The following is a 24995-nucleotide window of genomic DNA, read 5'->3' as shown; positions in this document are numbered from 1 at the left end:
CCCTCGCCCCGACAGTATTCACTGCCACCGGGCATCCCATCGAAACTTTCCAGGCCGCGCGACAGTCATCAAAAGACACAGGCGGTACGAGGTCATTGGCACGGGAGGGATACATGACGGCGATCCACATTGGCATTTCCGGCTGGCGCTACACGCCTTGGCGGGGGGATTTCTACCCGAAGGGGTTGACCCAGAAACGGGAACTGCAATTTGCCTCGCGAGCGGTCAACAGTATCGAAATCAATGGATCGTTCTACGCCCTGCAACGCCCCGAACGGTATGCCCAGTGGTATGCCGAGACGCCGCCCGGCTTCGTGTTCAGCGTCAAGGCCCCGCGCTTCATCACCCACATCAAGCGCCTGCGGGACATCCGCAAGCCTTTGGCCAACTTCTTCGCCTCCGGCGTGCTGGAACTCAAGGAAAAACTGGGGGCGATCCTCTGGCAGTTTCCACCCAGCTTCAAGTTCGACCCCGAGCTGTTCGAAGACTTCCTCAAGCAATTGCCCCACGACACCGAAGGCGCCGCCGCCCTGGCCCGGGAGCATGAGCCGCGCCTGGACGGCCATGCCAGCACCGAGACCGATAAAAAGCGGCCGCTGCGCCACGCCGTGGAAATCCGTCATGAGAGTTTTATCGACCCCCACTTCATCACGTTGCTCAAGCGCTACGACGTGGCCCTGGTGATCGCCGACACGGCCGGCAAATGGCCCTATCGCGAAGACGTCACCAGCGATTTCGTCTACCTGCGCCTGCACGGCGCCGAGGAGTTGTACGCCAGCGGCTACACCGACGAGGCGTTGAAGCGCTGGGGCGACCGGATCGAGGCCTGGAGCCACGGCAAGCAGCCGAGCGACGCGCACCTGATCGACCCGGACAAGAAACCCCGGGCACGCAAGAGCCGGGAAGTGTTCTGCTATTTCGACAACGACATCAAAGTCCGCGCGCCCTACGACGCACGCCATTTGCTGGAACGTTTCCATCTGGACAAGGACCTCGCCACCGCGCCCGGCCAGCGACCGGCCGAAGGGGTGTTGCCATGAACCGTCCGCAAACCAGCGAAGCGACCTGCGAGCCGACCCGACAAGGGGCTCAGGATCTCGACCGGGTCAGCCGTTTCACCGTGCTGACCGTCAACACCCACAAGGGCTTCACCGCCCTGAACCGGCGCTTCATCCTGCCGGAACTGCGCGAAGCGGTGCGCAGTGTGTCCGCCGACGTGGTGTTCCTGCAGGAAGTCCACGGCACCCACGAACACCATCCCCAGCGCTACAGCAACTGGCCGAGCATGCCGCAATACGAATTCCTCGCCGATACCCTCTGGCCTCAATTCGCCTATGGGCGCAACGCGGTGTACCCGGCGGGCGACCATGGCAATGCGTTGTTGTCGAAATTCCAGATCATCCGCCACGACAATCTGGACGTGTCCATCAGCGGCCATGAAAACCGCGGCATGCTCCACAGCGTGCTGCGCCTGCCGGGCGATGGGCAGGATGTGCATGCCATCTGCGTCCACCTGGGGCTGCGCGAAGGGCATCGTGTCGAGCAACTCAAGCTGCTTTGCCAACGCTTGAGCGAACTGCCGCCCGAGGCACCGGTGATCGTTGCCGGCGACTTCAACGATTGGCGCGGCAAAGCCAGTGAACTGCTCGAACCCTGCGGCCTGCGGGAAGTGTTCGCCGAACAGTGGGGCAAGCCGGCCCGCAGCTTTCCGGCGCGCCTGCCGATCCTGCGCCTGGACCGCATCTACGTGCGCAACCTCAAGGCCCATCATCCCAAGGTGTTGAACGTACGCCCCTGGTCGCACCTTTCCGACCATGCACCGCTGTCGGTGGAGATCGAATTATGAGCGCGACGATGGACAAGGCGACGGTGGAACAGGTCGACACGACGCCCACCGAACGCAACCCGGCGCTGGCCGATATCGAATACGGCTGGCACGGCAACAATCGCGTCACACTGCTGGAAAACGGCGAGGAATATTTCCCCAGGGTCTTCGAGGCCATTCGCCGGGCCGAAACAGAAATCCTGCTTGAGACCTTCATTCTGTTCGAGGACAAGGTCGGCTACGAACTGCGGGACCTGCTGGTGGAAACCGCCCAGCGTGGCGTGCGCATCACCGTCAGCCTCGATGGCTTCGGCTGCGGTGAGTTGACCACCGCTTTCCTGGCCTCGTTGAGCGACGCCGGGGTGCGCTTGCAGATGTTCGACCCGGCGCCCCGGCACCTGGGGATCCGCACCAACTGGTTCCGCCGCCTGCACCGCAAGATCGTGGTGGTGGACGGGGTGATTGCCTTCATCGGCGGGATCAACTTTTCCGCCGACCACTTGGGTGACTTCGGCCCCGAGGCCAAGCAGGACTATTCCGTGGAGATCAAGGGGCCGGCGGTGGTGGACATCCATCACTTCGCCCTGCTGCAAAGCGGCCGTCCGTCCCGGGCCAAGTATTGGTGGCAACGCCGCCGCAGCCGTCGCAACGAACTGGCCTTCAGCGACCATGACGGCCAGGTGCGCCTGGTCTACCGGGATAACCACGAACATCAGACCGACATCGAAGAGGTCTACCTGCAAGTGCTGCGCAGCGCCCAGCGGCGGGTGGTGATCGCCAATGCCTACTTCTTCCCCGGTTACCGGTTGCTGCGCGAGATCCGCAACGCGGCGCGGCGCGGCGTGGAGGTGCGGCTGATCCTGCAAGGGCAACCGGACATGATGATCGCCAAGCTCGCGGCCCGGATGCTCTATGACTACCTGCTCAAGGCCGGCGTGGTGATCTACGAATACTGCGAGCGGCCGCTGCACGGCAAAGTCGCCTTGGTGGATGAGGACTGGAGCACGGTGGGGTCAAGCAACCTCGACCCGCTGAGCCTGTCGCTGAACCTGGAAGCCAACGTGCTGATCCGCGACCGGACGTTCAACCGCGAGCTGTTCGAGCGCCTCGACTACCTGATCCGCAACCATTGCACGGTCATGCCCGAAAACCATGCGCCGCGGGGCCTGCTGTGGCGCATGACCATCGGCTTCATGGTGTTCCACTTCTTGCGCCACTTCCCGGCCTGGGCCGGCTGGCTGCCGGCCCATAAACCGCGTCTGAAACCTTTTTCACCGCCGACGGCGGTCCGGAGCGAACCCCATGAACCACTCTGAAGCGCACACCGCGCCGAGAGATGCCCATGCGCCGGAACAGGCCAAGCCCAAATCCCGCTGGAGCCGTTGGAAAAGACCGCTAACCCTGGCGTTTTTCCTGCTGTTGATCGTGCTCTTCACCGCCCTGGCCCGGCGCATCGATTGGTCCGAGGTGTTCGCCACCCTGGCTGATTTCAAAGTGCGCACCTTGATCATCGCCGCTGCGCTGACCATCACCAGCTTCATCACCTATGCCTGCTTCGATCTGATCGGACGCACCTACATCCGCCAGAAACTCGGTTGGCGGCAGATTTTGCCGGTGGGGGTGATCAGTTATGCCTTCAATCTCAATCTCAGCGCCTGGGTAGGCGGTATCGCCATGCGCTATCGACTGTATTCGCGGCTGGGCGTCAGCAGCGGGAACATTGCCAAGATCCTCGGGCTGAGCCTGGCCACCAACTGGTTCGGCTACATGACCCTGGCCGGGGTGGTGTTCAGCAGCGGCCTGGTGACCATGCCGCCGGGCTGGAAACTCAGCAGCGATGCGTTGCAAGGCGTGGGCGTGCTGTTGTTGCTGGCGAGTGCCGGATACCTGGCGGCCTGCCGGTTTTCCAAGCGTCGGGCCTGGACCGTCCGTGGCATGGAAATCAACCTGCCGTCGCTGCGCATGGCGGTGCTGCAACTGGCGCTGGGCGCGCTGAACTGGTCGTTGATGGCGGCGGTGATTTTCACTTTGCTGCCCAGCAAACTGGATTACCCGATGGTGCTCGGGGTGTTGCTGATCAGCAGCATTGCCGGGGTCATCACGCACATTCCGGCGGGGCTTGGGGTGCTGGAGGCGGTGTTCGTTGCCCTGCTGCAACATGAGGTGTCGCGAGGCAGCCTGCTGGCGGGGTTGATCGCTTACCGGGCGATCTATTTCATCCTGCCGTTGCTGATTACTGTGGTGATGTACCTGGTGATCGAGGCGAAGGCCAAGGCGTTGAGGGTCAAGCCTGGGGTCAAGCGCTGAGTCTCAGATTGATAAGTTGCCTGGGCTGGCCCCATCGCGAGCAAGCTCGCTCCCACATTGGATCTGTTGTGAATACGCTTATCTCGATCGCTACAGACCCTCTGTGGGAGCGAGCTTGCTCGCGAAGAGGCCCGCGCAGACCACACAAAATCCGGATCAGCGTTCCTGGATGATGCTCAACCTCTCTCCCACCACCATTTCCGTGATCCAGTCCACCAGGATCGAGGTGTAGGCCTGTTGTGACACGGGGTCGCTCAAGGCATGGTCGGCGCCGTCGATGATGCGGTGGGTCAGCGAATGGGTCTGCTGGCACGCCGCCCGGTAGCTCATGATCGTGGCATGGGGCACGTAGGCATCGGTCTCGGACTCCACCAGCAACACATCGCCGGTGAACTGCGAGCACGCGTGCAAGGCGCGATTGGTGCTGGCGTGCACCAGGGTGCTGCGATAATCCAGCAGGTCAGTCTTGTCCAGGTCGCGCTTGGGCGTGTGCCATTGCTCGTCGCGGTACAACGCCGGCACCCGCAGGGCCAGCCAGCGCACCGGGCGCAGCGACGTCAGGATCGAGGCCAGGTAACCGCCATAGCTGGTGCCCACCACGGCAATCGCCGAAGTATCCAAGGCGGGGTGGGCGAGCAAGCGGTCGTATGCCGCCAACACATCCCGCAGGTTGTCCTCGCGGGTCACTCGGGACAACGGGATGCCCGCCCCGCCGGTGTGCCCCCGCAAGTCGAAGGTCAGGCACACGCAACCGAGGCCGGCGATGCCTTTGGCCCGTTCCAGGTCGCGCTCCTGGCTGCCACCCCAGCCGTGTACGAACAACACGCCTGGGACTTTCGATTTGGGACTCAGGAACGTCCCGTCCATGCGTTCATCGTCGATTTCGATTTGGATGGTTTCACTTCTAGCCGTCATAAGATTCAACCGTTACGTATTTGAGAAGAAAGTCGCTGTTGTGGGCCTCGCCGCGATAAACCTCCCTGGCCCCGGCTGGCAGCGGTTGGTCGAGGTAGGTTTCCACCGAAGACACCCGCACCGCGCTGGTCTCAGGCGTTTCGACGAACACCTGCAACGCCGCCAGTTCGGCGCTGCTGGCCCCGCCCATGCGCCACGACTGTTCCAACACGCCGCCACGGGGCTGGCCGGCGGCATCCAGGCCCTGGGCAATGTCGTAATTGCGCCGCGACGCAAAAAAGCCCGGGTAGGCCTGGTTGGCGGCGTCATCGAACACTTGCGCCAGCCGCACCGCCTCGCGCACGTCGTCGGGCAGTTCGAGCCTGAGCAACTCGATGTAGCCGCCCTGCACCACCAGCAGGTCCGAGCCGCCGTACACCTCCAGCCCTTCGCTGTCATGGGTCAGGTGTTGCACGCCGCAATAGCTCAGGACCTGGCCGTTGATGAAGCTCTGGCCGACGCTCTGGGTCTTGACCTCATTGAGGTGCTGTTCCAGCACCACGCCATCGCGAAACAGCGCCTGGGCGTCGGGCCCGGCGGCGACTTCATCGAACTGCGCCAGGCTCTTGATCAACCGTTGACCACGTCCGGCACAGGCATGGATCGGCTTGATGCGGATCGGCCCGGTGTAGAGCAAATGTTCGGCGGCCGGGCGGGCGTCCTTGAGTGAAAAGACCGTCACGCCGTCGAGCACCGCGCCTCGGGTGAGCTTGGCAAACAGCGGCGACCAGCCTTGGGGCGCCACCGCGTCCTTATTCAACAGACCGTGGGTAATCGCCTTGGTGCAGATAAAATCATGCTCGACATACCCACCCCACACATCCTCCGGCCCCTTCACCCCCAGGCGCATCAAGGCTTCGGCGCCGATCAGGGTTTGCGTGGGCAACAGATAAAGATCCTGACCGGCACTGAGGTCATGGCTGTCGCCGTACTCCCAACCCAGGATCTGCGCCAGCCACTGGGCCAGTGCACGGTTGGTCTCGACCTCATGGCGCGGCGCTTGTGGATTGACCGAATAGGCCACGACTCGTTTGTTGCGATTGACTGATGTCATGCGGTGCCCTTCCTCCTGCGCTCGATGGCTTTAGATATGCCTGCAAATCAGGAAAGTTGCAGAGATCAGGCCAACGGAGTGACGGATGATGAGGGGTCAGCCAAGCGGGCGCATCGCAAGCACTTGATAGCACCGGGCCTGTTTCATTCTGCACGACATGCGCTTGGCATCCCGCAAATTGCACGATGCCTCAAGTCAAATGCCACCCTGTGGCGAGGGAGCTTGCTCCCGCTGGGGTGCGCCTGTAGGAGCTGTCGAGTGCAACGAGGCTGCGATCTTTCCATCACCCATTGAGTCTCAAGCGAAAGATCAAAAGATCGCAGGCTTCGCCAGCTCCTACACCCAGCGGGAGCAAGCTCCCTCGCCACAAAGGGTCCAGTGTCAGCCTTTGGGAATGCCCAGCGGGCTCACCCCGAACCTCGCCCGATAATCGCTCGGCGCCAACCCGGTGATTTTCCTGAACGTCGCGCGAAAGGCACTGGGGTCCTGGTAGCCGACGGTCCAGGCAATGTGATCGATGGTGCCATTGGTGAACTCCAGCATTTCCCGGGCCTTGCCGACCCGCAGGTGCTGGCAGTATTCGGTGGGCTTGAGCCCGGTGGCGGCACGGAACCGGCGCAGGAAGGTGCGCTCTTCCAGCCCGGCCCGTTCGGCCATCGCACCGAGGGAAACCTCCACCGCGCCGTTGCTTTGCAACCAATGCTGGACCTTGAGAATCGCCGCATCGCCATGGCCGAGGATGGGCGCGAAGTTACTGCCGCACTGACTCGCGCTGTCGCTGTGTTCGATCACCAGAAATTGCGCGGTGCGCGTGGCGATGCTGGGCCCGAGCAGGCGGTCCACCAGGCGCAGTCCCAGTTCCGACCAGGCCATCAGCCCGGCGGTGGTGATTAGGTCGCCGTCGTCGACAATCGGTTTGTCGGCGTTGAGCTTGATCTTCGGGTAACGGGCGGCGAAATCCTTGGCCGAGCTCCAATGGGTGGTGGCGCTGCGCCCATCGAGCAGGCCGCTTTCGGCCAACAGGATCGAGCCGACACACACACCGCCCAACACGGTGCCGCCCGCATGCTGCGCCCGCAGCCAATCCATCAGCGTTGGCGAGGCCAGGTCGTCATCGAAGCCGGCGAGAGACGGCGGGATCAGCAACGCCACCAAATGGCCCGCCGGGCCGGTTTCGCTGTCGAACACCCGCTGCGGCGCCTCGCCGTCGTCGGTCTGCCAGTGACTGATCCGCAACCGTGGCAATTGTGCACTGGCGTGCTCGGCCGCGATCCGCTGGGCCACGGCGAACAGATCGGTCAAGCCATGCACCGCCGCCATTTGCGCGCCGGGGTAGATGAGCACGCCAAGCTCGGCGACTGCCCTTTGCTGCGCCATTGTCAGTTTTCCCTCGCTTATTGTCGTTGCGGCCAATCCTCGAACCGGTGGTAAAGGCCAATACTGGCGCCCTACCCCACCTGATCAAGGAAGCCCTCATGTCCAAGCAAGCGCTCATCGTAGTCGATATCCAGAACGACTACTTCCCCCAGGGAAAATGGCCGTTGGTCGGTGCCCAAGCCGCCGCCGATAACGCCGCACGGTTGATCGAAGCCTTTCGCCAGGCCGGCGACAACGTGGTGCATATCCGCCATGAATTCACCTCCGACGACGCGCCGTTCTTCACCCCTGGCTCCGAAGGCGCACAGTTGCACCCCAAGGTACTCAACCGCGCCGACGAACCGGTGGTCCTCAAGCACTTCGTCAATGCGTTTCGCGAAACCGAACTGCAAGCCCTTCTCGACCAGCACGGCATCGAACAACTGGTGGTGGTCGGCAGCATGAGCCACATGTGCGTCGATGGCGTGGTGCGGGCAGCGGCGGACCTGGGCTACGGCGTCACGGTGATCCACGATGCCTGTGCCACCCTCGACCTGGAATTCAACGGCGTCGTCGTGCCGGCTGCCCAGGTGCATGCGGCGTTCATGGCAGCGCTGGGGTTTGCCTATGCGAGCGTGGTGAGTACCGAGCAATTCCTGGCTGACCGTCAATAAGCCCACGACACAGCAAAAAAAAGCACTTCATCACCCAAGTGCGGTTTTGTCTCAGGCATCCACGGCGTGTCTGGAGGCGATCAAGCCTCCAGCACGAGCAACAACCGCGGCATCGTCGCCACGAACCCCATCTGCTGCGCTTCGCGCGCCATCCCCTTCAGCTTCTCGCCACTGGCTTGATCGGCGTTGCGCAACCACTGCCCCGCCACATCGATCAGCCGCACATGATGGTTGATCCAGGCGCACGACGCCGACTCGGGCAATGTCGCCATCTGTTGCCCATGCCAGATAGCCTTTTCGGTATTGCCCGCCAACAGGCAGGTTTCAGCGGCCGCCACGCGAAAGCGCAAGGCGTTGTGGGCCAGGCAGGCTTGGGTGAGCTGGGCTTCGCCCTTCGCCAAGGCCTGCTGGCTGAATGGTCCGTCATCGCTGATCATCGCCAGGCTGCCGTAGACCCAAGGCCCGATGTAGCGCTGCAACTCGAAGCGTTCCACCAGGCTCGCCGCCTCCATGATCAAGGTCTGCGCCAGCCCGCGCTCGCCCTGGCGCAACGCCACCCGCGCCAACCCTTCCAGCAGGATCGCTTCGAAACGGCTGGCGCCAAGGCTGCGCGCCAACGTCAGGGCACTGTTCAGCTCTTGTTCCGCCAAGGCATTCTGGCCGCCCGCCACCAGCACCCAGGCCGCAGTGAGTCGCGAGAAAACCTGCGCTCGATGATTGCCCAGCCGGGTGCTGCATTCGATGGCTTCCATGGCGTCACGCAAGGCGGGCTCTGGCTGGCCCAGGTACAATTGCGCCGATCCACGAGCACTGCGATTGGCCGCCTCCATGTGTGTCCAACCATTGCGCTCGCACAGGCGTACGCATTGATCGAAGACCTCGTAGGCAGTCTGCATGCGCCCTTGTGCGTAGTAGGAGTCGCCAATGCCACTCAAGGCCTTGGCCTCGGTTTCCAAGTCCCGGCCGATGCGCGCAGAGGACAACGCTTCTTCATGAAGACGGCGACACTCGGCGTAATCACCCCGTGGGAAATAGATATTCCCGCGCAAGTGATTCAACCGGGCAAGCGCCACATGGGCCTGCATGGACCGGGCGATGGGCAGCATGTCCTCGATCAGGCGCTCCTCGTCATCCAGGCAATCGAGGGTATTGAGGACTGCCGCCAGCCCCAACGCGGCCTCGATCCGATCCTGCGGCTGCTCGGCCAATGCCAAGGCTCGCTGGAAATGCGCCCGGGCCTCCACGGTCTGGCCCAGGCCCGAGCACGCCTGGCCGCACAACAACGCGAAGGGAAAATTGCCCTGCGCGCGTTCGGCAAACGCCGAGCATTGCCGTGCCAGTGCAAGGACACTGTCGTACTGGCAGGCCAGCCGTTTTTCGCCCATGGTCACCAACAGCGCGTCGAATGCCGCCGGATCGTTGGCCCGGAGCAAATGCTGGGCATAAAGCACCCGGTCGCGCGCGCGATAGAGATTCGCCACCTCACCGTGCAGTTGCTCGCGCAGCAACGTGGGCATTGAATCGTAGAGGCAGTGCATGACCAGGTCGTGGACAAACAGATAGCTGCCTGGCTCGACCTCCCGCAACAACCCCTGGCGCATGTCCGCGGTCGGCAGATAACCGGGCTGCCCCAGCGCTTCGCGCCACAGCGTCAGCTCGAAGCGATTGCCCAGCACCGCGGCGTAATGCAGGGCGCGACGTTGCTCGGGAGCCAATTTGTCAAAGCGGGTCTGGACCAGATGCCGCAGGCTGTCAGGGAAAACCCCTTGCTGGCTCGACAGCAGTTGCGTCAGGTACAGCGGGTTGCCTTGGGCACGGGCGACACATTCGGCCCGGTAGCGCGGATCGACCTCAGTGAATTGCTCCGCCAGGACCGTGGCCTCCCGCGCCCGGATCGGCGCGATATCGAGCACACTCATGGGACTGGAGGAATGCGTACGGATTTCGCTTTCCAGCGGATCGCCTTCGGGACGGGACGTCAGCAGCCAGACCACGGGCGCTTCGTCAGTGGCATCGAGCAGCCTGCCCAGCAGCATAAACAGCGTGGCATCGCCCCAGTGCAGGTCCTCGACGCAGATCAGCAAAGGCTGTTGCACTGCGATGCGCAGCAACACGTCGAGCAAGGCCTGAAACAGCCCCTGGGTACGGGCCTGGTTGCTCATCGCGCCATACAGGGTCAGAGACTCGGCAGACGACACACCCATCAGCACTTGCAAGAACAGGCGATGGTCGGCGGCCACGTTCAGGCGAGACAAAGCGGCGTCCAACAGCGGGGCGCTGACGGACGCCGCGCCACCCAGGTCGAGCAGGCTGGCCAGCAGTCGCCCCAGGGGCCAAAGGCTGTTGTCCATGCCGAAATCCAGCACATCGCCGCGATGGCAGGCAAAGCCACGCTGCCGGGCCATTTCGAAAAATTCGCTGACCAGGCGGGTCTTGCCAATGCCCGCCACGCCGCGCACATAGACGATGTGCCCGTCCTGGCATTCCTGGGTGGCCTCGATCACCGCCTTGAACTGCAAGAGCTCGATGGCCCGTCCCACCAACGGACGCGGCGCGTTTTCGTCGAGGCTGCGCGGGCGCAGGCATTTGCGATAGGCCTGGAACTCATCGTCGCTGGACGAAAACTCAAACCGTGCAGCGAGCTGCTCCAGCAGGTTTTGCGCAACATATACCGGGGCGTGGCCATGACGCTCCGACAGCGGCTTTTGCGCGAGCAGGACAGGTTCGATCACAGGCTCAGTGGTGTCGGCACTCAGGCGCACTAGCCGCAGCAACAAGGCATGCCCGGCCGTGACGAATTGCTCCCGACTCAGCGCCAGCGCGCAGAGCAGGCCCCGCTCGCTATCGCTGCGATAGGCCTGTGGCGAACCGAACTGGGCGATCACCACATCCTGCTTCATTCCCAGTGGAACGCCACCGAACTGACGCACCAGACGCTCGATTTCTTCCATGAACGTCGTCGCGGGCAGCCCATCGATCCGAAAGGACAGCTCCAGCACGTAGCGGATGACGCTGTCATCGACCTGTTGCAGCGCCTGTTGCGCAAAGGCCGTCTGGTGCACCGCGCTCATCGTCTGTTGGATGTGCGCCAAAGCCGCCGAGGCGGGAGTGCTCAGCAGCTCACTCACATCGACCCCGAAGGCCGTCGCCAAGTGCCGAGCCGTGCGGTAAAGCACCGGCTTGCCGGTTTCGGCCCGCTTGATGGAGGCGATCGAGACGCACAGATGCTGGTTCAGGCAGGCCTCGGCCAGGGTTTCCTGGCTCAGGCCATGCTGTTTGCGCAGGCCTTTCAACGACACGGCGTCCAGCAGCACACGGCCATCGGATATGGAGGCATCACGCCTGGGCAGGGCAGCAAAGGTGTTTGGTCGGGAGTCCATGTCGATAGCCCTTCTACCCTGGGACAACGGCAGCCGATCGAGTGTACTCCTGCGCCTCGCCCGGGTTAACGAAAAGATGGCATTTGGCCTGATACCAAACTGATACCGGACTGACACCGCTCTGGACTGTCCGCGTATCACCGCCCTCCCGATACTCACTCCCATCAATTGGCACCCAGTTGATACAACCTGAGCGATGGGAGAAAGGCGATGAGCGATGGACTGAAGGGCAACGCAGGCGATGACGTGCGGGATATCGGCGGCTCGCAATTACTGGGGCGCGGACTGAACCGGCTCGATTGGGCCGGCGACAGCAAGGAGTGCCTGAAGGTCGGCGATACCGAATCGGGCAAACGTGCGATGCCGTACCGGAAAACGTCTTACAACGTAGGGAAAAACGTCACCCTGTCCACGGTCGTGGCCAACGACAATTTCTCGACCGAGACGTTTGCTTCCCGCGACGAATTCGAAAGACATACCCAGACGAGTGTCGAAGCCTCCGGCAAATACGGCGCCTTTTCCGCCGGTTTCAAAGCCACCTTCGGCAGTGAAATCAAGACGCTCGTAGAGCGCGAAGCCGCGCTCTACAGTCATACGGTGCGGTTATGGAAACTGACCTTCGACGTCACCCCCGCCAATGCGACGGAAGTGTTCAAAAAGCGCGTCGATGAGTTGCCCAAGGCCTTCGACCCGAGCAATCCGGCGCCGTTCTTCAATTTCCTGGTCGACTTTGGTGCCGATATCGTCAGCGAAGTGACTGTCGGTGGTTCGCTGAACTATGCGATGACCGCACTCAAGAGTTTCCTCAGCCAGACCAACACCCTCGATGCCATGGTCAAGGCCGAATACGGCGCCTTTGTCAGCGGCAGCGCGACCACCTCGGTCTCGGAAACGGTCAAGAAAAACATCGCCCATCGCAACGCCAACCTGACCACCCGGGGCGGCACGCACGCCATCGCTTTCAACCCAGTGGAACCGAGCAATTGCAATGCGGAGTTCGGCAAATGGCGCGAATCGCTGCCCGACGACCCGACCGTCGTGGAGTTGGCAATCGCGCCGGTCTATCGCTTCGTCAAGGAAGGCGAGACCCGTACGGCACTGGAGCAGGCCTACCAGTGGTACACCAGCTACAAGGCGGAAATCGAAGCCAATTGGCAAGAGTCGGTGGTTGTCCTCGGCCGCTCCGGGCGGCAAACCACCTCCAAGGCCGAAGCGACCCGCCCGGCCGTGCGAATGGTGTTCGTCGACAACAAAAGCAAGGAAACCAGCGAAAGTTTCCACTACCCACCCGCCGCGAATGCATCGGCCACGGAATTCGAACAGTTCTGGGATGCGCTGGCCCTGCTGCTGAGACAAAAAAGCGGGCAAAAATTGCTGATGGCCACTGAGCGCTGGCCGCGCGACGCACGCTACTACCCGACGTATGCCATGCGCGAGGCCCTGCTGTCCAACGGCGCCAGCGAAGTGTCGCTGATGCGCTGGGACACGCTGACCAAGCACATGCAGCCCAACCCGTTGTCCGGCCTGACCTATGTGCTGGCGGGAAATGACTTCGAGGTGCCCGGTGTCGATGGACTCATTGCCGGTTTTGGCCAGGCAGGCAAGGACCTCAACCCAACAGTGAAGGTCAAGGCTCGGTTTTCCCACGACTCGTTCGGCAAGGTCAAGTTGGTCAAAACCGCAACGACCGAGGAAGACCCTCGCACCGCGCTGTACATCGTGCGCAACAATACCGACGCCAAACCGGCCCTGGCGGTCGATCCGCAGAACCGGACCCGTATCGCCATGCAGACGCCGGACAGGCACAACCCGGGGCAGTACTGGTACATGCCCGAGCTGGAAAAACCTTATCCGGAAATCAACCACCCGGTGCTGCTGATCAACTACGAGACGGGAACCTGCCTGCAGGGCATGCACGACCAGGGCGACTGCCGGCTCAAGCCCATCGAACCGGGTCGCCAGCAGGACGACGTCATCTGGGACCGGCGCGGCGATGAGGTGTTTCACCTGTTGATGGTCTACAACTGGAGGGACGCCTTGTGCCTGACCCAGATTGAAAAACGCGCCGCCGTCCGGCCTTGGCGCCTGCCTCACGGCATGGACTGGTTGCGTGAGCAGCATCGTCCGTACAGTTGACACCCGATAGTCCCCCCTGTGGGAGCGAGCTTGCTCGCGATGACGCTGGTTCAGCTTGCTTCAATGTTGAATGTGCCGCCGCTATCGCGAGCAAGCTCGCTCCCACAGGTTCATTGGGCGATTGAGCGCCCTTCCTCTAGCCTTCTTGCGTGCGTGGTCCCCATACGATGCAAGTCTTCAACAGTGTTCCCTTTATCGGCGATGGCGTGGAAACAGCCCTCGATCCCCGCCGGTTCCCCTACCTGTTCAACGACCATGGCCTGGCCCGACCGAGTGTCCAGGAGCGCGGCCACCTGATCCAGCTCAGCCCCGAGAACCCGGCCCTGTCCCTGGGCACTCGCTACTCGGGCATCAGTTGGCGGGACCGTGAGGTTGCAACGAACAGCGGTTCCTACTGGATCAAGACGTTCGACTTCCATGCCAGCGAAGTGCACTACGCACCGATCTGGGCAACCAAGGAAACGGCGCAGGCCTTTGGCATGACCCTGCTCGGCAACGGCGAATGCCTGCGTTTCGAATACGACCAACTGATCCTGGGCCAATACACCTACGGCAAATGGGCCGGCCACCAGTCGCCCTACCTGGGCCCGGCGCGCCAGCGCGAGCTGCTGACCTACAACCCGACCGACCTCGAATACCACAACTTCCCCCATGCGTTCTTTTCCCGTTATGGCCGCCTGCCGCTGGTGATCAGCGTCGCCCGCTGGCGGCCTGCGTCGAGGGAAATCCATTTGGCCGACCTGTGGCTGCGGCCCGGCGATGCGCTGGTCCTGCCACCCAAGCACTACCCCGACATCGCCCCCAGTGACACCCACGGCGTCGAAAACTGGCCGACCGTCGTGGACCTGCATGGCAATCGAAACTCGGCGCTGGCCTGCTGGTTCGGAGAAGGTGAGGACTGTTTGCTGACGGAGACAATCCTGGCCAACTCGACCTTGATGAGCTCTCCCCAGGGCAAACCGCACTATCACGAAGAAAAAGCGCCGACGCGGCATGAATTACCGGCGGACTATCGGCCGTGAGGGGTGATAGCACGGCAAGTCAGACAGAAAAACCTGGATTGGCGGGGGCCAGGAAGAACCCAACCTCGGGCGAACCGTTTTTACTAGGTGTACTTGAGGAATAACGATAAGAATGGCCGGGCATTTTTCCCAAGAGCCAGACGTATGAAACGCAAACGCCCGCCGCGCCTGGTCGAATCCCCGTTCCCGATCGCTACATCAACGCCACGGCACCCGCCTACTTGGGATTGCTCAAGCGACGTATCCAGGCCGGGTTACCTGGGCACCATGATTTACGTTGCGGGGATGTTGCTGGCCCTGCCCGTCTACGGGCTGGCAGTGTTTACCATGATGCTGTTCAAGGTCGAAGGCCTGTCGTCCATTCACATGAGAATGATCGAAGATCCGCTGATTCTAGCGCTCATGTTCATCAGCGCATTCGCGGCCGTCTGCGTGATCAACTGGCTCGCCTCCGGGCCTACGGTACTTGGCTTCTGCTTCGACGAACGCCAGCAACGCCTCACCTTCACCCAGCGCCGCCCTGCCCGGCAGACCACCGAAGAATGCGTGCCGTACAGAGATATCCACTCCATCAGGCCCTACATAACGACCGCTTCCGCCCACTTTTGTCACTTTGTGGTGTGCTTCGCCGGGGCCAATGGCAAACCGATCGAACTTCGGTTTTCGGATGTAACGGTGCGGGACATGGCGTTCCATGCCGAGTGGTTGAGGCAGTCAATTGGCGAGAGGATGCAGGAGGTATTGGATCTGGATCTGTGAGCGAGGTCGGGCTTGCCAGTGTCTCCAAAGTGACAAATCGGTTTGCGCCAGACAAATAAAAAGCCCCAAGTGCCGAGCGCTTGGGGCTTTCGTGACCTACCTGCGTAACGCTCTCAGGCAAGGATCAGAACGGGATATCGTCATCGAAGCTGTCGAAATCCGGAGCCGGTTGCGGCGCGGCCTGTTGCGGAGCCGACGGGCGCTCACGTTGTGGCTGTGGAGCCGACTGCTGTGGACGAGGTGCCTGCTGACGTGGGGCCGACTGCTGGTAGTTGTTGCCACCTTGTTGCTGGTCGCCCTGTGGACGGCCACCCAGCAATTGCATGGTGCCTTGCATGTCGACCACGATTTCGGTGGTGTAGCGCTTGATGCCGTCTTTTTCCCACTCGCGAGTCTGCAGCTTGCCTTCGATGTACACCTGCGAACCCTTGCGCAGGTATTCGCCGGCGATCTCGGCCACCTTGCCGAACATCGACACGCGGTGCCATTCGGTCTTCTCGACCTTCTGGCCGGTTTGCTTGTCGGTCCACTGTTCGCTGGTCGCCAGACTCAGGTTGGTCACGGCGTTGCCGTTCGGCAGGTAGCGAACTTCGGGATCCTGGCCGCAAGTACCGACCAATATGACTTTGTTAACCCCACGGGCCATAACGTTCTCCTAGGCTTCGCACGTGGTCGGGGCCGGGTTGTTCACCAGGCGCTCGAGCGTCGCGCGATCCAATAATTCGGTGTCGAGTTTGATATACACGGCCGCCTCGTCGGCGACCACCACTGCATCGGTTACTCCAACGACGGCCTTCAGACGCTCGGTCAGGCCAGCCTCACGAATCGCCTCGGGCGATAAGGGCAAGCGCAGGCTCGTCACATAGGGAGGTTCGCGCATGGTAACAGCAAAGGCTAACCAAAGTGCAGCCAGCGCGGCGCATCCCAGGAACACAACCGACAAACCGCCATGCTGGAACAGCCAGCCGCCGAGGATCCCGCCCAACGCCGAACCCAGGAACTGGCTGGTGGAGTAGACCCCCATCGCCGTGCCCTTGCCGCCCGCCGGCGAAACCTTGCTGATCAGCGACGGTAGCGAGGCTTCCAGCAGATTGAACGCGGTGAAGAACACCACCGTGCCGATCACCAGGGCCCGCAAGCTATCGCCGAACTGCCAGAAGAATAGCTCAGTGAGCATCAGCGTCACGACGGCGCCGAGCAAAACTCGTTTCATTTTGCGTCGTTTTTCGCCATAGATGATGAACGGGATCATGGCGAAGAACGAGATCAGCAACGCGGTCAGGTAGACCCACCAGTGCTGTTCCTTGGGCAGGCCGGCTTTCTCGACCAGCGCCAGCGGCAAGGCCACGAAGCTGGACATCAGCATGGCGTGGAGCACGAAAATGCCCAGGTCCAGGCGCAACAGGTCCGGGTGCTTGAGCGTCGGGATCAATGCCTGGCGCGCCACCCCGGATTCCCGGTGCTGCAACGGCCCGGTGGCGCGCGGCACCATGAACGCCACGATCAGGATCCCCACCAGCGCCATGGCACCGGTCGCCAGGAACAGGCCCGACAAGCCAAAGGCCCGGGTCAGCAGGGGACCGACCACCATGGCCACGGCGAATGACAGACCGATGGTCATGCCGATCATGGCCATGGCCTTGGTCCGGTGCTGTTCGCGGGTCAAGTCCGACAGCAGCGCCATGACGGCCGCGGAAATGGCCCCGGCACCCTGCAGGATGCGTCCGGCGATCACGCCCCAGATCGAGTCGGCATTGGCCGCCAGCACGCTGCCGAGGGCGAAGACGATCAGCCCCAGGTAGATGACCGGACGCCGGCCGATGCGGTCGGAAATGATCCCGAACGGGATCTGGAAGATCGCCTGGGTCAGGCCATAAGCACCAATCGCCAGGCCGATGAGGGCCGGGGTGGCGCCTGCCAGGTCCATGCCATAGGTCGCCAGCACCGGCAACACCATGAACATGCCCAGCATACGGAAGGCGAACACCAGGGCCAGACCGCCTGCTGCGCGTGTCTCGCCACGACTCATGCGTTCGCTGTGGGGATCTTGCATGGAAAAACCTCATGTGAACCGGCGGCGATTCTACCAGTCCCATCGATTGAGAGGGTATATGGCGACCGTTTGCCGCGCAGTCTTCATGTATGGCTGCAATCGCGCCTTCAATAGTGTGCATCCATCCAGTATTTGCCCGTATACTCCTACGTTTTCGACGCCCGCCGAGCGAGGCCACTTTGGACAAGATCCTGATTCGTGGGGCCCGTACCCACAACCTGAAGAATATCGACCTGACCCTGCCACGGGACAAGCTGATCGTCATCACCGGCCTGTCCGGATCCGGCAAATCATCCCTGGCCTTCGACACGTTGTACGCCGAAGGCCAGCGACGCTATGTCGAATCGCTGTCGGCCTACGCCCGGCAGTTCCTGTCGATGATGGAAAAACCCGACGTCGACACCATCGAAGGCCTGTCGCCGGCCATTTCCATCGAACAGAAGTCGACCTCCCATAACCCCCGGTCGACTGTCGGCACCATCACCGAGATCTACGACTACCTGCGCCTGCTGTATGCGCGTGTCGGTATCCCCCGCTGCCCCGACCACGACATTCCCCTGGAAGCCCAGACCGTCAGCCAGATGGTCGACCTGGTGCTGGCCCAGCCCGAAGGCAGCAAGCTGATGCTGCTGGCCCCGGTGGTTCGCGAGCGCAAGGGCGAACACCTGATGGTGTTCGAAGAATTGCGCGCCCAGGGCTTCGTGCGAGCCCGGGTCAACGGCAAGCTGTGCGAGCTGGACGAACTGCCGAAGCTGGATAAACAGAAGAAGCACTCGATCGATGTGGTGGTCGACCGCTTCAAGGTCCGTGCCGACTTGCAGCAGCGGTTGGCCGAGTCCTTCGAGACCGCGCTGAAGCTGGCCGACGGCATTGCCCTGGTGGCGCCGATGGACGACGAGCCTGGCGAAGAGATCATTTTCTCCGCACGTTTCGCCTGCCCGATCTGCGGCCATGCCATCAGCGAGCTGGAACCCAAGCTGTTCTCTTTCAACAACCCGGCTGGCGCCTGCCCGACGTGCGACGGCCTGGGGGTCAAGCAGTTCTTCGACACCAAGCGCCTGGTCAACGGCGAGCTGACCCTGGCCGAAGGGGCGATTCGCGGCTGGGACAGGCGCAACGTCTATTATTTCCAGATGCTCGGGTCGCTGGCGGCCCACTACAAGTTCAGCCTGGACAAGCCGTTCAACGAGTTGCCCGCCGACCAGCAGAAATTTATCCTGCACGGCAGCGGCTCGCAGAATGTCGACTTCAAATACCTCAACGACCGCGGCGACATCGTCAAGCGCTCCCACCCGTTCGAAGGCATCGTGCCGAACCTGGAGCGACGCTACCGCGAGACCGAATCGGCCAGCGTGCGCGAAGAACTGGCCAAGTTCCTCAGCACCCAGCCCTGCCCCGATTGCCGTGGCACCCGTCTGCGTCGGGAAGCGCGGCATGTGTGGGTCGGCGAGAAGACGCTGCCGGCGGTGACCAACCTGCCGATCGGCGACGCCACCGATTACTTCGGCGGCCTGAAGCTCACCGGTCGTCGTGGCGAGATCGCCGACAAGATCCTCAAGGAAATCCGCGAGCGCCTGCAGTTCCTGGTGAACGTCGGCCTGGACTACCTGACCCTCGATCGTAGCGCAGACACCTTGTCCGGCGGCGAAGCCCAGCGTATCCGTCTCGCCAGCCAGATCGGTGCCGGCCTGGTGGGGGTGATGTACATCCTCGACGAACCGTCCATCGGCCTGCACCAGCGGGACAACGACCGGTTGCTCGGGACCCTGAAGCACCTGCGGGACATCGGCAACACAGTGATCGTGGTCGAGCACGACGAGGACGCCATCCGCCTGGCGGACTACGTGGTGGACATCGGCCCGGGCGCGGGGGTCCACGGCGGGCATATCGTTGCCCAGGGCACCGCCGCCGAAGTCATGGCGCATCCTGACTCGCTGACGGGCAAATACCTGTCGGGCCGGGTGAAGATCAAGGTTCCGGCCAAACGCACGCCGCGCAACAAGAAGCTGTCGCTGACCCTCAAGGGTGCCCGTGGCAACAACCTGCGCAACGTCGACCTGGAAATCCCGATCGGCCTGCTGACCTGCGTGACCGGCGTATCCGGCTCCGGCAAGTCGACGCTGATCAACAACACCCTGTTCCCCCTCAGCGCCACGGCCCTGAACGGCGCCACCACCCTGGAAGCGGCCGCCCACGACAGCATCAAGGGCCTGGAGCACCTGGACAAGGTGGTCGACATCGACCAGAGCCCGATCGGCCGCACGCCGCGTTCCAACCCGGCGACCTACACCGGGTTGTTCACGCCGATCCGCGAGCTGTTCGCCGGCGTGCCGGAGTCCCGCTCCCGAGGCTACGGCCCGGGGCGCTTCTCGTTCAACGTCAAGGGCGGGCGCTGCGAGGCCTGCCAGGGCGATGGCCTGATCAAGGTGGAAATGCACTTCCTGCCCGACATCTACGTGCCGTGCGATGTGTGCAAGAGCAAGCGCTACAACCGCGAAACCCTGGAGATCAAGTACAAGGGCAAGAACATCCACGAAACCCTCGAGATGACCATCGAGGAAGCCCGGGCGTTCTTCGATGCGGTGCCGGCCCTGGCGCGCAAGCTCCAGACGCTGATGGATGTGGGCCTGTCGTACATCAAGCTCGGGCAATCGGCCACGACCCTGTCCGGCGGTGAGGCCCAGCGGGTCAAGTTGTCCCGCGAACTGTCCAAGCGCGACACCGGCAAGACCCTGTATATCCTCGACGAGCCGACCACCGGCCTGCACTTCGCCGATATCCAGCAATTGCTCGACGTGCTGCATCGCCTTCGCGATCACGGCAACACCGTGGTGGTGATCGAACACAACCTGGACGTGATCAAGACGGCTGACTGGCTGGTGGACCTGGGGCCGGAAGGCGGTTCCAAGGGCGGCCAGATCATTGCCGTGGGCACGCCTGAACAAGTGGCCGAAATGAAGCAGTCCTACACCGGTTATTACCTCAAGCCGTTGCTGGAGCGTGATCGGGACTGATTTTACCCCGGGCACGAAAAAGCCCCTGTCATCTCATCGATGGCAGGGGCTTTTTGCTTTTCTTCTGTGGGAGCGATCAGAACTGTGATTGCAGGTAGTTTTCCAGGCCAATCAACTTGATCAGACCCAACTGCTTCTCGAGCCAGTAGGTATGGTCTTCTTCAGTGTCGTTGAGTTGGATACGCAGGATCTCGCGGGTCACATAGTCGTTGTGCTGCTCGCAGAGCTCGATGCCTTTGCACAGCGCGGCGCGGACTTTGTATTCCAGGCGCAGGTCAGCGGCCAACATATCGGGCACGGTGGTCCCGACATCCAAGTCATCCGGACGCATCCGTGGCGTGCCTTCGAGCATCAGGATCCGGCGCATCAGTGCATCGGCGTGCTGGGCTTCTTCTTCCATCTCATGGTTGATACGTTCGTAGAGCTCGGTGAAACCCCAGTCCTCGTACATCCGCGAGTGGATGAAATATTGATCACGGGCTGCCAGTTCGCCTGTCAGCAACGTGTTGAGGTAATCGATTACATCTGGGTGACCTTGCATCGCCCTACATCTCCACAAGCTTTGAAGGCTCTAGTTTGAACCAACCTGACCGAGAGGTCACTCGTTCATCGCAATAAAAGCGAAGAAAATCCGAGAAAACCGGGCTAAATAACGCAAAAACCGCCCAAATGAGGGCGGTTCTGCTTCTCGTTTAGACTTAGTTAAGCTGTACGCCCAACGCCTTTGCGATACCTTCTCCATAAGCGGCGTCCGCCCTGAAGAAATGCTGGAGCTGACGGTCAACGACATCCGCCGATACACTGGCCATCGCGCCGGCGATATTGTTGATCAGCAACGCTTTCTGCTCATCGCTCATCAAACGGAACAACGCACCGGCGTGGCTGTAGTAGTCCGTGTCTTCGCGATGATCGTAACGATCCGCCGCGCCACTGAGGGCCAGGGCCGGCTCCGCATAACGCGGCGCCTGCTTCGGTGCCTCCACATAGCTGTTAGGCTCGTAGTTCGGTGCCGCCCCGCCATTGCTGCCAAATGCCATGGCACCGTCGCGCTGGTAAGTGTTGACCGGGCTACGTGGCGCATTCACCGGCAATTGCTGGTGATTGGTGCCCACACGGTAGCGGTGCGCATCGGCGTAGGCGAAGACACGACCCTGCAGCATGCGATCCGGCGAGAGACCAACCCCTGGCACCATGTTGCTCGGGCCAAACGCCGCCTGCTCGACTTCAGCGAAGTAATTCAGCGGGTTGCGGTTGAGCTCGAGCACACCCACTTCGATCAACGGAAACTCTTTCTGCGACCAGGTCTTGGTCACGTCGAACGGATTCTCGTAATGGGCCGCGGCCTGGGCCTCGCTCATGATCTGGATGCAGACACGCCATTTCGGGAAGTCACCGCGCTCAATGGCCTCGAACAGGTCGCGCTGGGCATAATCCGGGTCGGTACCCGCCAGGCGTGCCGCTTCTGCCGGCGCGAGGTTCTTGATGCCTTGCAGGGTCTTGTAGTGCCACTTCACCCAGTGCCGCTCACCCTGCGCGTTGATCAGGCTGTAGGTGTGGCTGCCGAAGCCGTGCATGTGGCGGTAGCCATCCGGAATGCCGCGGTCGGAAAACAGGATGGTGACCTGGTGCAGCGCCTCAGGCGAATGCGACCAGAAATCCCACATTGCCTGGGCACTTTTCAGGTTGCTTTGCGGTAGACGCTTCTGGGTGTGGATAAAATCCGGAAACTTCAACGGATCACGGATGAAGAAGACCGGCGTGTTGTTGCCAACGATGTCCCAGTTGCCTTCCTCGGTGTAGAACTTCAGGGCAAAACCCCGTGGATCGCGTTCAGTGTCGGCCGAACCACGCTCGCCACCCACGGTGGAGAACCGCAGGAAGGTGGGGGTCTGCTTGCCGATCGACTCGAACAACTTGGCGCTGGTGTACTGGGTGATGTCCTGGGTGACGGTAAAGGTGCCGTAGGCCCCCGACCCTTTGGCGTGCACGCGACGCTCGGGAATGTTCTCGCGGTTGAAGTGAGCAAGCTTTTCGATCAGGTGAAAATCGTCGAGCAGCAGCGGGCCGCGCGGGCCGGCGGAACGAGAGTTCTGGTTATCGGCGACAGGAGCGCCGCTGGCGGTCGTAAGCGTTTTGATCTGGCTCATGCTCAATCTTCCTAGGTCGGTCTTCAAACTGCCGGCTAATCGGCTGGAAAGGAGTATTGATCATGTTAGTGACAGTATCCAAATTCATTAAATCATGGACATCGATAGTCATTATCTAATGCTGAAGACTTGCCGATAGCCAAACCAGGCGGAAGGGTCCTGGCACTTTTCAGCGGGCAACAAAAAACCGGGCACAAGGCCCGGTTTTTCGTTTGTTGCCGACTTACTCAGCGGATACAGCTTCACCGCTGGTAGCACGATCAACCAACTCGACGTACGCCATAGGCGCGTTGTCGCCAGCGCGGAAACCGCACTTGAGGATGCGCAGGTAGCCACCCTCACGGGTAGCGTAACGCTTGCCCAGGTCGTTGAAGAGCTTACCAACGATAGCTTTCGAACGAGTACGGTCGAAAGCCAGACGGCGGTTAGCCAGGCTATCTGTCTTGGCCAGAGTGATCAGCGGCTCAGCAACGCGACGCAGTTCTTTGGCTTTCGGCAGTGTAGTTTTGATCAGCTCGTGCTCGAACAGCGACACCGCCATGTTTTGGAACATGGCCTTGCGGTGCGAGCTGGTGCGGCTCAGGTGACGACCACTTTTACGATGACGCATGGTTCATTCCTTACCAAACACAACGTTCGGTGATTACGACGATCAGGCAGTCGCCTTGTCGTCCTTCTTAAGACTTGCAGGCGGCCAGTTGTCGAGGCGCATGCCGAGGGACAGACCGCGGGAGGCCAGAACGTCCTTGATTTCAGTCAAGGATTTCTTGCCAAGGTTCGGAGTCTTCAACAGCTCTACTTCGGTACGCTGAATCAGGTCGCCGATGTAGTAGATGTTTTCCGCCTTAAGGCAGTTAGCCGAACGTACAGTCAGTTCCAGATCGTCAACCGGGCGAAGCAGGATCGGATCGATCTCGTCTTCCTGCTCGACAACCACTGGCTCACTGTCACCCTTGAGGTCGACGAACGCAGCCAACTGCTGTTGCAGGATGGTTGCAGCACGGCGGATAGCCTCTTCAGGATCCAGGGTACCGTTGGTTTCCAGATCAATAACCAGCTTGTCCAGGTTGGTACGCTGTTCGACACGGGCGTTTTCCACCACGTATGCGATACGGCGAACTGGGCTGAACGAAGAGTCAAGCTGCAAGCGACCGATGCTGCGGCTTTCGTCTTCATCGCTCTGACGCGAGTCTGCCGGTTCATAACCACGACCACGAGCTACGGTGAGCTTCATGTTCAGGGCGCCGTTAGACGCCAGGTTAGCGATTACGTGATCGGGGTTAACGATCTCGACATCATGATCCAGCTGAATATCGGCAGCGGTAACCACCCCCGAACCCTTCTTCGACAAGGTCAGCGTAACTTCGTCACGACCGTGCAGCTTGATAGCCAGACCTTTCAGGTTCAACAGGATTTCAATTACGTCTTCCTGTACACCTTCGATGGCGCTGTACTCGTGGAGCACACCGTCAATCTCGGCCTCGACTACTGCACAGCCGGGCATTGAGGACAACAGGATGCGGCGCAGCGCGTTGCCCAGGGTGTGGCCGAAACCACGCTCGAGAGGCTCGAGTGTGATCTTGGCGCGGGTTGGACTGACAACCTGCACATCAATATGGCGGGGTGTCAGGAACTCATTTACCGAAATCTGCATGGATGCACCTATTTTCTAGCCCTTACTTGGAGTAGAGCTCGACAATCAGGCTTTCGTTGATGTCGGCGGACAGATCACTGCGAGCAGGAACGTTCTTGAAAACGCCCGACTTCTTCTCAGTGTCTACTTCTACCCATTCTACGCGGCCACGTTGGGCACACAGATCGAGAGCTTGGACAATGCGAAGTTGGTTCTTTGCTTTCTCGCGAACAGCAACCACGTCACCAGCACGAACCTGGTAGGACGGAACGTTTACGGTCTGACCGTTAACGCTGATCGACTTGTGCGATACCAGCTGACGGGATTCGGCACGAGTAGAACCGAAACCCATACGGTATACAACGTTGTCCAGACGGCATTCGAGCAGTTGCAACAGGTTTTCGCCGGTTGCGCCTTTCTTGCCAGCTGCTTCTTTGTAGTAGCCGCTGAATTGACGCTCGAGAACGCCGTAGATACGACGGACCTTCTGCTTTTCACGCAGTTGGGTGCCGTAATCGGACTGGCGACCGCGGCGTTGGCCGTGGATACCAGGTGCTGCTTCAATGTTGCACTTCGATTCGATCGCGCGCACGCCGCTCTTCAGAAAAAGATCGGTGCCTTCGCGACGAGCGAGTTTGCATTTTGGACCAATGTAACGAGCCATTCTTTACAATCTCCTGG

At 61.4% G+C, this 24995-nt stretch carries 20 protein-coding genes; 9 read left to right on the top strand and 11 right to left on the bottom strand.

The annotated features are described in order from the left end of the window. The first annotated feature begins 113 nt into the window (after positions 1-113). From BLU85_RS25595 to BLU85_RS25580, 4 genes are read left to right on the top strand one after another with little or no spacing between them, the layout of a single operon-like run. On the top strand, positions 114-1040 hold the full coding sequence (locus tag BLU85_RS25595; protein WP_092204473.1) for a DUF72 domain-containing protein: 927 nt from the start codon (positions 114-116) through the stop codon (positions 1038-1040). Further along, positions 1037-1846, top strand: a complete 810-nt coding sequence (locus BLU85_RS25590) for an endonuclease/exonuclease/phosphatase family protein (protein WP_092204472.1) — start codon at positions 1037-1039, stop codon at positions 1844-1846. The genes BLU85_RS25595 and BLU85_RS25590 overlap by 4 nt, the downstream gene beginning before the upstream one ends. Continuing rightward, complete coding sequence (gene clsB / locus BLU85_RS25585) at positions 1843-3141, top strand: cardiolipin synthase ClsB (protein WP_092204471.1); 1299 nt, start codon at positions 1843-1845, stop codon at positions 3139-3141. Before BLU85_RS25590 ends, clsB begins: the two co-directional genes overlap by 4 nt. Continuing rightward, positions 3128-4132 carry a lysylphosphatidylglycerol synthase domain-containing protein gene (locus BLU85_RS25580; protein ID WP_092204470.1) on the top strand — a complete coding sequence of 335 codons (1005 nt, stop codon included), beginning with the start codon at positions 3128-3130 and terminating at the stop codon, positions 4130-4132. Before clsB ends, BLU85_RS25580 begins: the two co-directional genes overlap by 14 nt. Before the next feature lie 156 nt (positions 4133-4288). Here the strand turns inward: BLU85_RS25580 and BLU85_RS25575 are convergent, their stop codons facing one another. From BLU85_RS25575 to BLU85_RS25565, 3 genes are all read right to left on the bottom strand, one after another. Then, positions 4289-5047: an alpha/beta hydrolase family protein gene (locus BLU85_RS25575; protein ID WP_092204469.1), complete on the bottom strand. Its 759-nt coding sequence runs from the start codon at positions 5045-5047 to the stop codon at positions 4289-4291. After that, positions 5037-6140 (bottom strand): DUF3182 family protein, encoded by a 1104-nt coding sequence (locus tag BLU85_RS25570; RefSeq protein ID WP_092204468.1) that lies wholly within the window; start codon positions 6138-6140, stop codon positions 5037-5039. Before BLU85_RS25570 ends, BLU85_RS25575 begins: the two co-directional genes overlap by 11 nt. A 381-nt stretch (positions 6141-6521) precedes the next feature. Beyond that, complete coding sequence (locus BLU85_RS25565; protein WP_092204467.1) at positions 6522-7517, bottom strand: GlxA family transcriptional regulator; 996 nt, start codon at positions 7515-7517, stop codon at positions 6522-6524. Positions 7518-7615: 98 nt separating this feature from the next. Between BLU85_RS25565 and BLU85_RS25560 the strand changes: the two genes are divergently transcribed. Then, complete coding sequence (locus BLU85_RS25560; RefSeq protein ID WP_092204466.1) at positions 7616-8170, top strand: cysteine hydrolase family protein; 555 nt, start codon at positions 7616-7618, stop codon at positions 8168-8170. A gap of 80 nt (positions 8171-8250) precedes the next feature. Here BLU85_RS25560 and BLU85_RS25555 read toward each other — a convergent pair whose 3' ends face one another. Further along, positions 8251-11550, bottom strand: a complete 3300-nt coding sequence (locus tag BLU85_RS25555; protein WP_092204465.1) for an ATP-binding protein — start codon at positions 11548-11550, stop codon at positions 8251-8253. A gap of 210 nt (positions 11551-11760) precedes the next feature. Between BLU85_RS25555 and BLU85_RS25550 the strand changes: the two genes are divergently transcribed. The 3 genes from BLU85_RS25550 to BLU85_RS25540 all read left to right on the top strand — a co-directional run bounded on the left by BLU85_RS25550 (position 11761) and on the right by BLU85_RS25540 (position 15467). Continuing rightward, the gene (locus BLU85_RS25550) at positions 11761-13686 is read left to right on the top strand and encodes an MAC/perforin domain-containing protein (RefSeq protein ID WP_092204464.1); all 1926 of its coding nucleotides are present in this window, start codon (positions 11761-11763) and stop codon (positions 13684-13686) included. A gap of 167 nt (positions 13687-13853) precedes the next feature. Beyond that, the gene (locus tag BLU85_RS25545; protein ID WP_092204463.1) at positions 13854-14708 is read left to right on the top strand and encodes a hypothetical protein; all 855 of its coding nucleotides are present in this window, start codon (positions 13854-13856) and stop codon (positions 14706-14708) included. Positions 14709-14852: 144 nt separating this feature from the next. Continuing rightward, positions 14853-15467 carry a hypothetical protein gene (locus tag BLU85_RS25540; RefSeq protein ID WP_170847650.1) on the top strand — a complete coding sequence of 205 codons (615 nt, stop codon included), beginning with the start codon at positions 14853-14855 and terminating at the stop codon, positions 15465-15467. A gap of 124 nt (positions 15468-15591) precedes the next feature. On the opposite strand, the gene BLU85_RS25535 is transcribed toward BLU85_RS25540, so the two are convergent. Further along, a complete protein-coding gene (locus BLU85_RS25535) occupies positions 15592-16113 on the bottom strand; it encodes a single-stranded DNA-binding protein (RefSeq protein ID WP_092204461.1) in 522 nt (173 codons plus the stop codon). A 9-nt stretch (positions 16114-16122) separates the two neighbouring features. Further along, positions 16123-17520, bottom strand: coding sequence for an MFS transporter (locus tag BLU85_RS25530; protein WP_092204460.1), 1398 nt, complete (start codon positions 17518-17520; stop codon positions 16123-16125). Between the two features lie 179 nt (positions 17521-17699). Between BLU85_RS25530 and uvrA the strand changes: the two genes are divergently transcribed. Continuing rightward, positions 17700-20534 carry an excinuclease ABC subunit UvrA gene (uvrA, locus tag BLU85_RS25525; protein ID WP_092204459.1) on the top strand — a complete coding sequence of 945 codons (2835 nt, stop codon included), beginning with the start codon at positions 17700-17702 and terminating at the stop codon, positions 20532-20534. 76 nt (positions 20535-20610) lie between these two features. Here uvrA and bfr read toward each other — a convergent pair whose 3' ends face one another. From bfr to rpsD, 5 genes are all read right to left on the bottom strand, one after another. Beyond that, complete coding sequence (gene bfr, locus BLU85_RS25520; protein ID WP_003186005.1) at positions 20611-21075, bottom strand: bacterioferritin; 465 nt, start codon at positions 21073-21075, stop codon at positions 20611-20613. 157 nt (positions 21076-21232) lie between these two features. Further along, entirely contained in the window at positions 21233-22681 is a 1449-nt protein-coding gene (locus BLU85_RS25515; protein ID WP_092204458.1) for a catalase, read from the bottom strand. Positions 22682-22904: 223 nt separating this feature from the next. Then, a complete protein-coding gene (rplQ, locus tag BLU85_RS25510) occupies positions 22905-23291 on the bottom strand; it encodes a 50S ribosomal protein L17 (RefSeq protein ID WP_003186009.1) in 387 nt (128 codons plus the stop codon). Positions 23292-23333: 42 nt separating this feature from the next. Then, a complete protein-coding gene (gene rpoA / locus BLU85_RS25505) occupies positions 23334-24335 on the bottom strand; it encodes a DNA-directed RNA polymerase subunit alpha (protein ID WP_003186012.1) in 1002 nt (333 codons plus the stop codon). A gap of 22 nt (positions 24336-24357) precedes the next feature. Continuing rightward, complete coding sequence (gene rpsD, locus BLU85_RS25500; protein ID WP_003176404.1) at positions 24358-24978, bottom strand: 30S ribosomal protein S4; 621 nt, start codon at positions 24976-24978, stop codon at positions 24358-24360. Positions 24979-24995 lie beyond the last annotated feature (17 nt).

Origin of the sequence: Pseudomonas sp. NFACC14 (assembly GCF_900106885.1) — a bacterium.
Classification (GTDB): domain Bacteria; phylum Pseudomonadota; class Gammaproteobacteria; order Pseudomonadales; family Pseudomonadaceae; genus Aquipseudomonas; species Aquipseudomonas fluorescens_AA.
The sequence above is the reverse complement of the archived record's forward strand: the minus strand, read 5'-3'. Positions and strand labels throughout refer to the sequence as shown.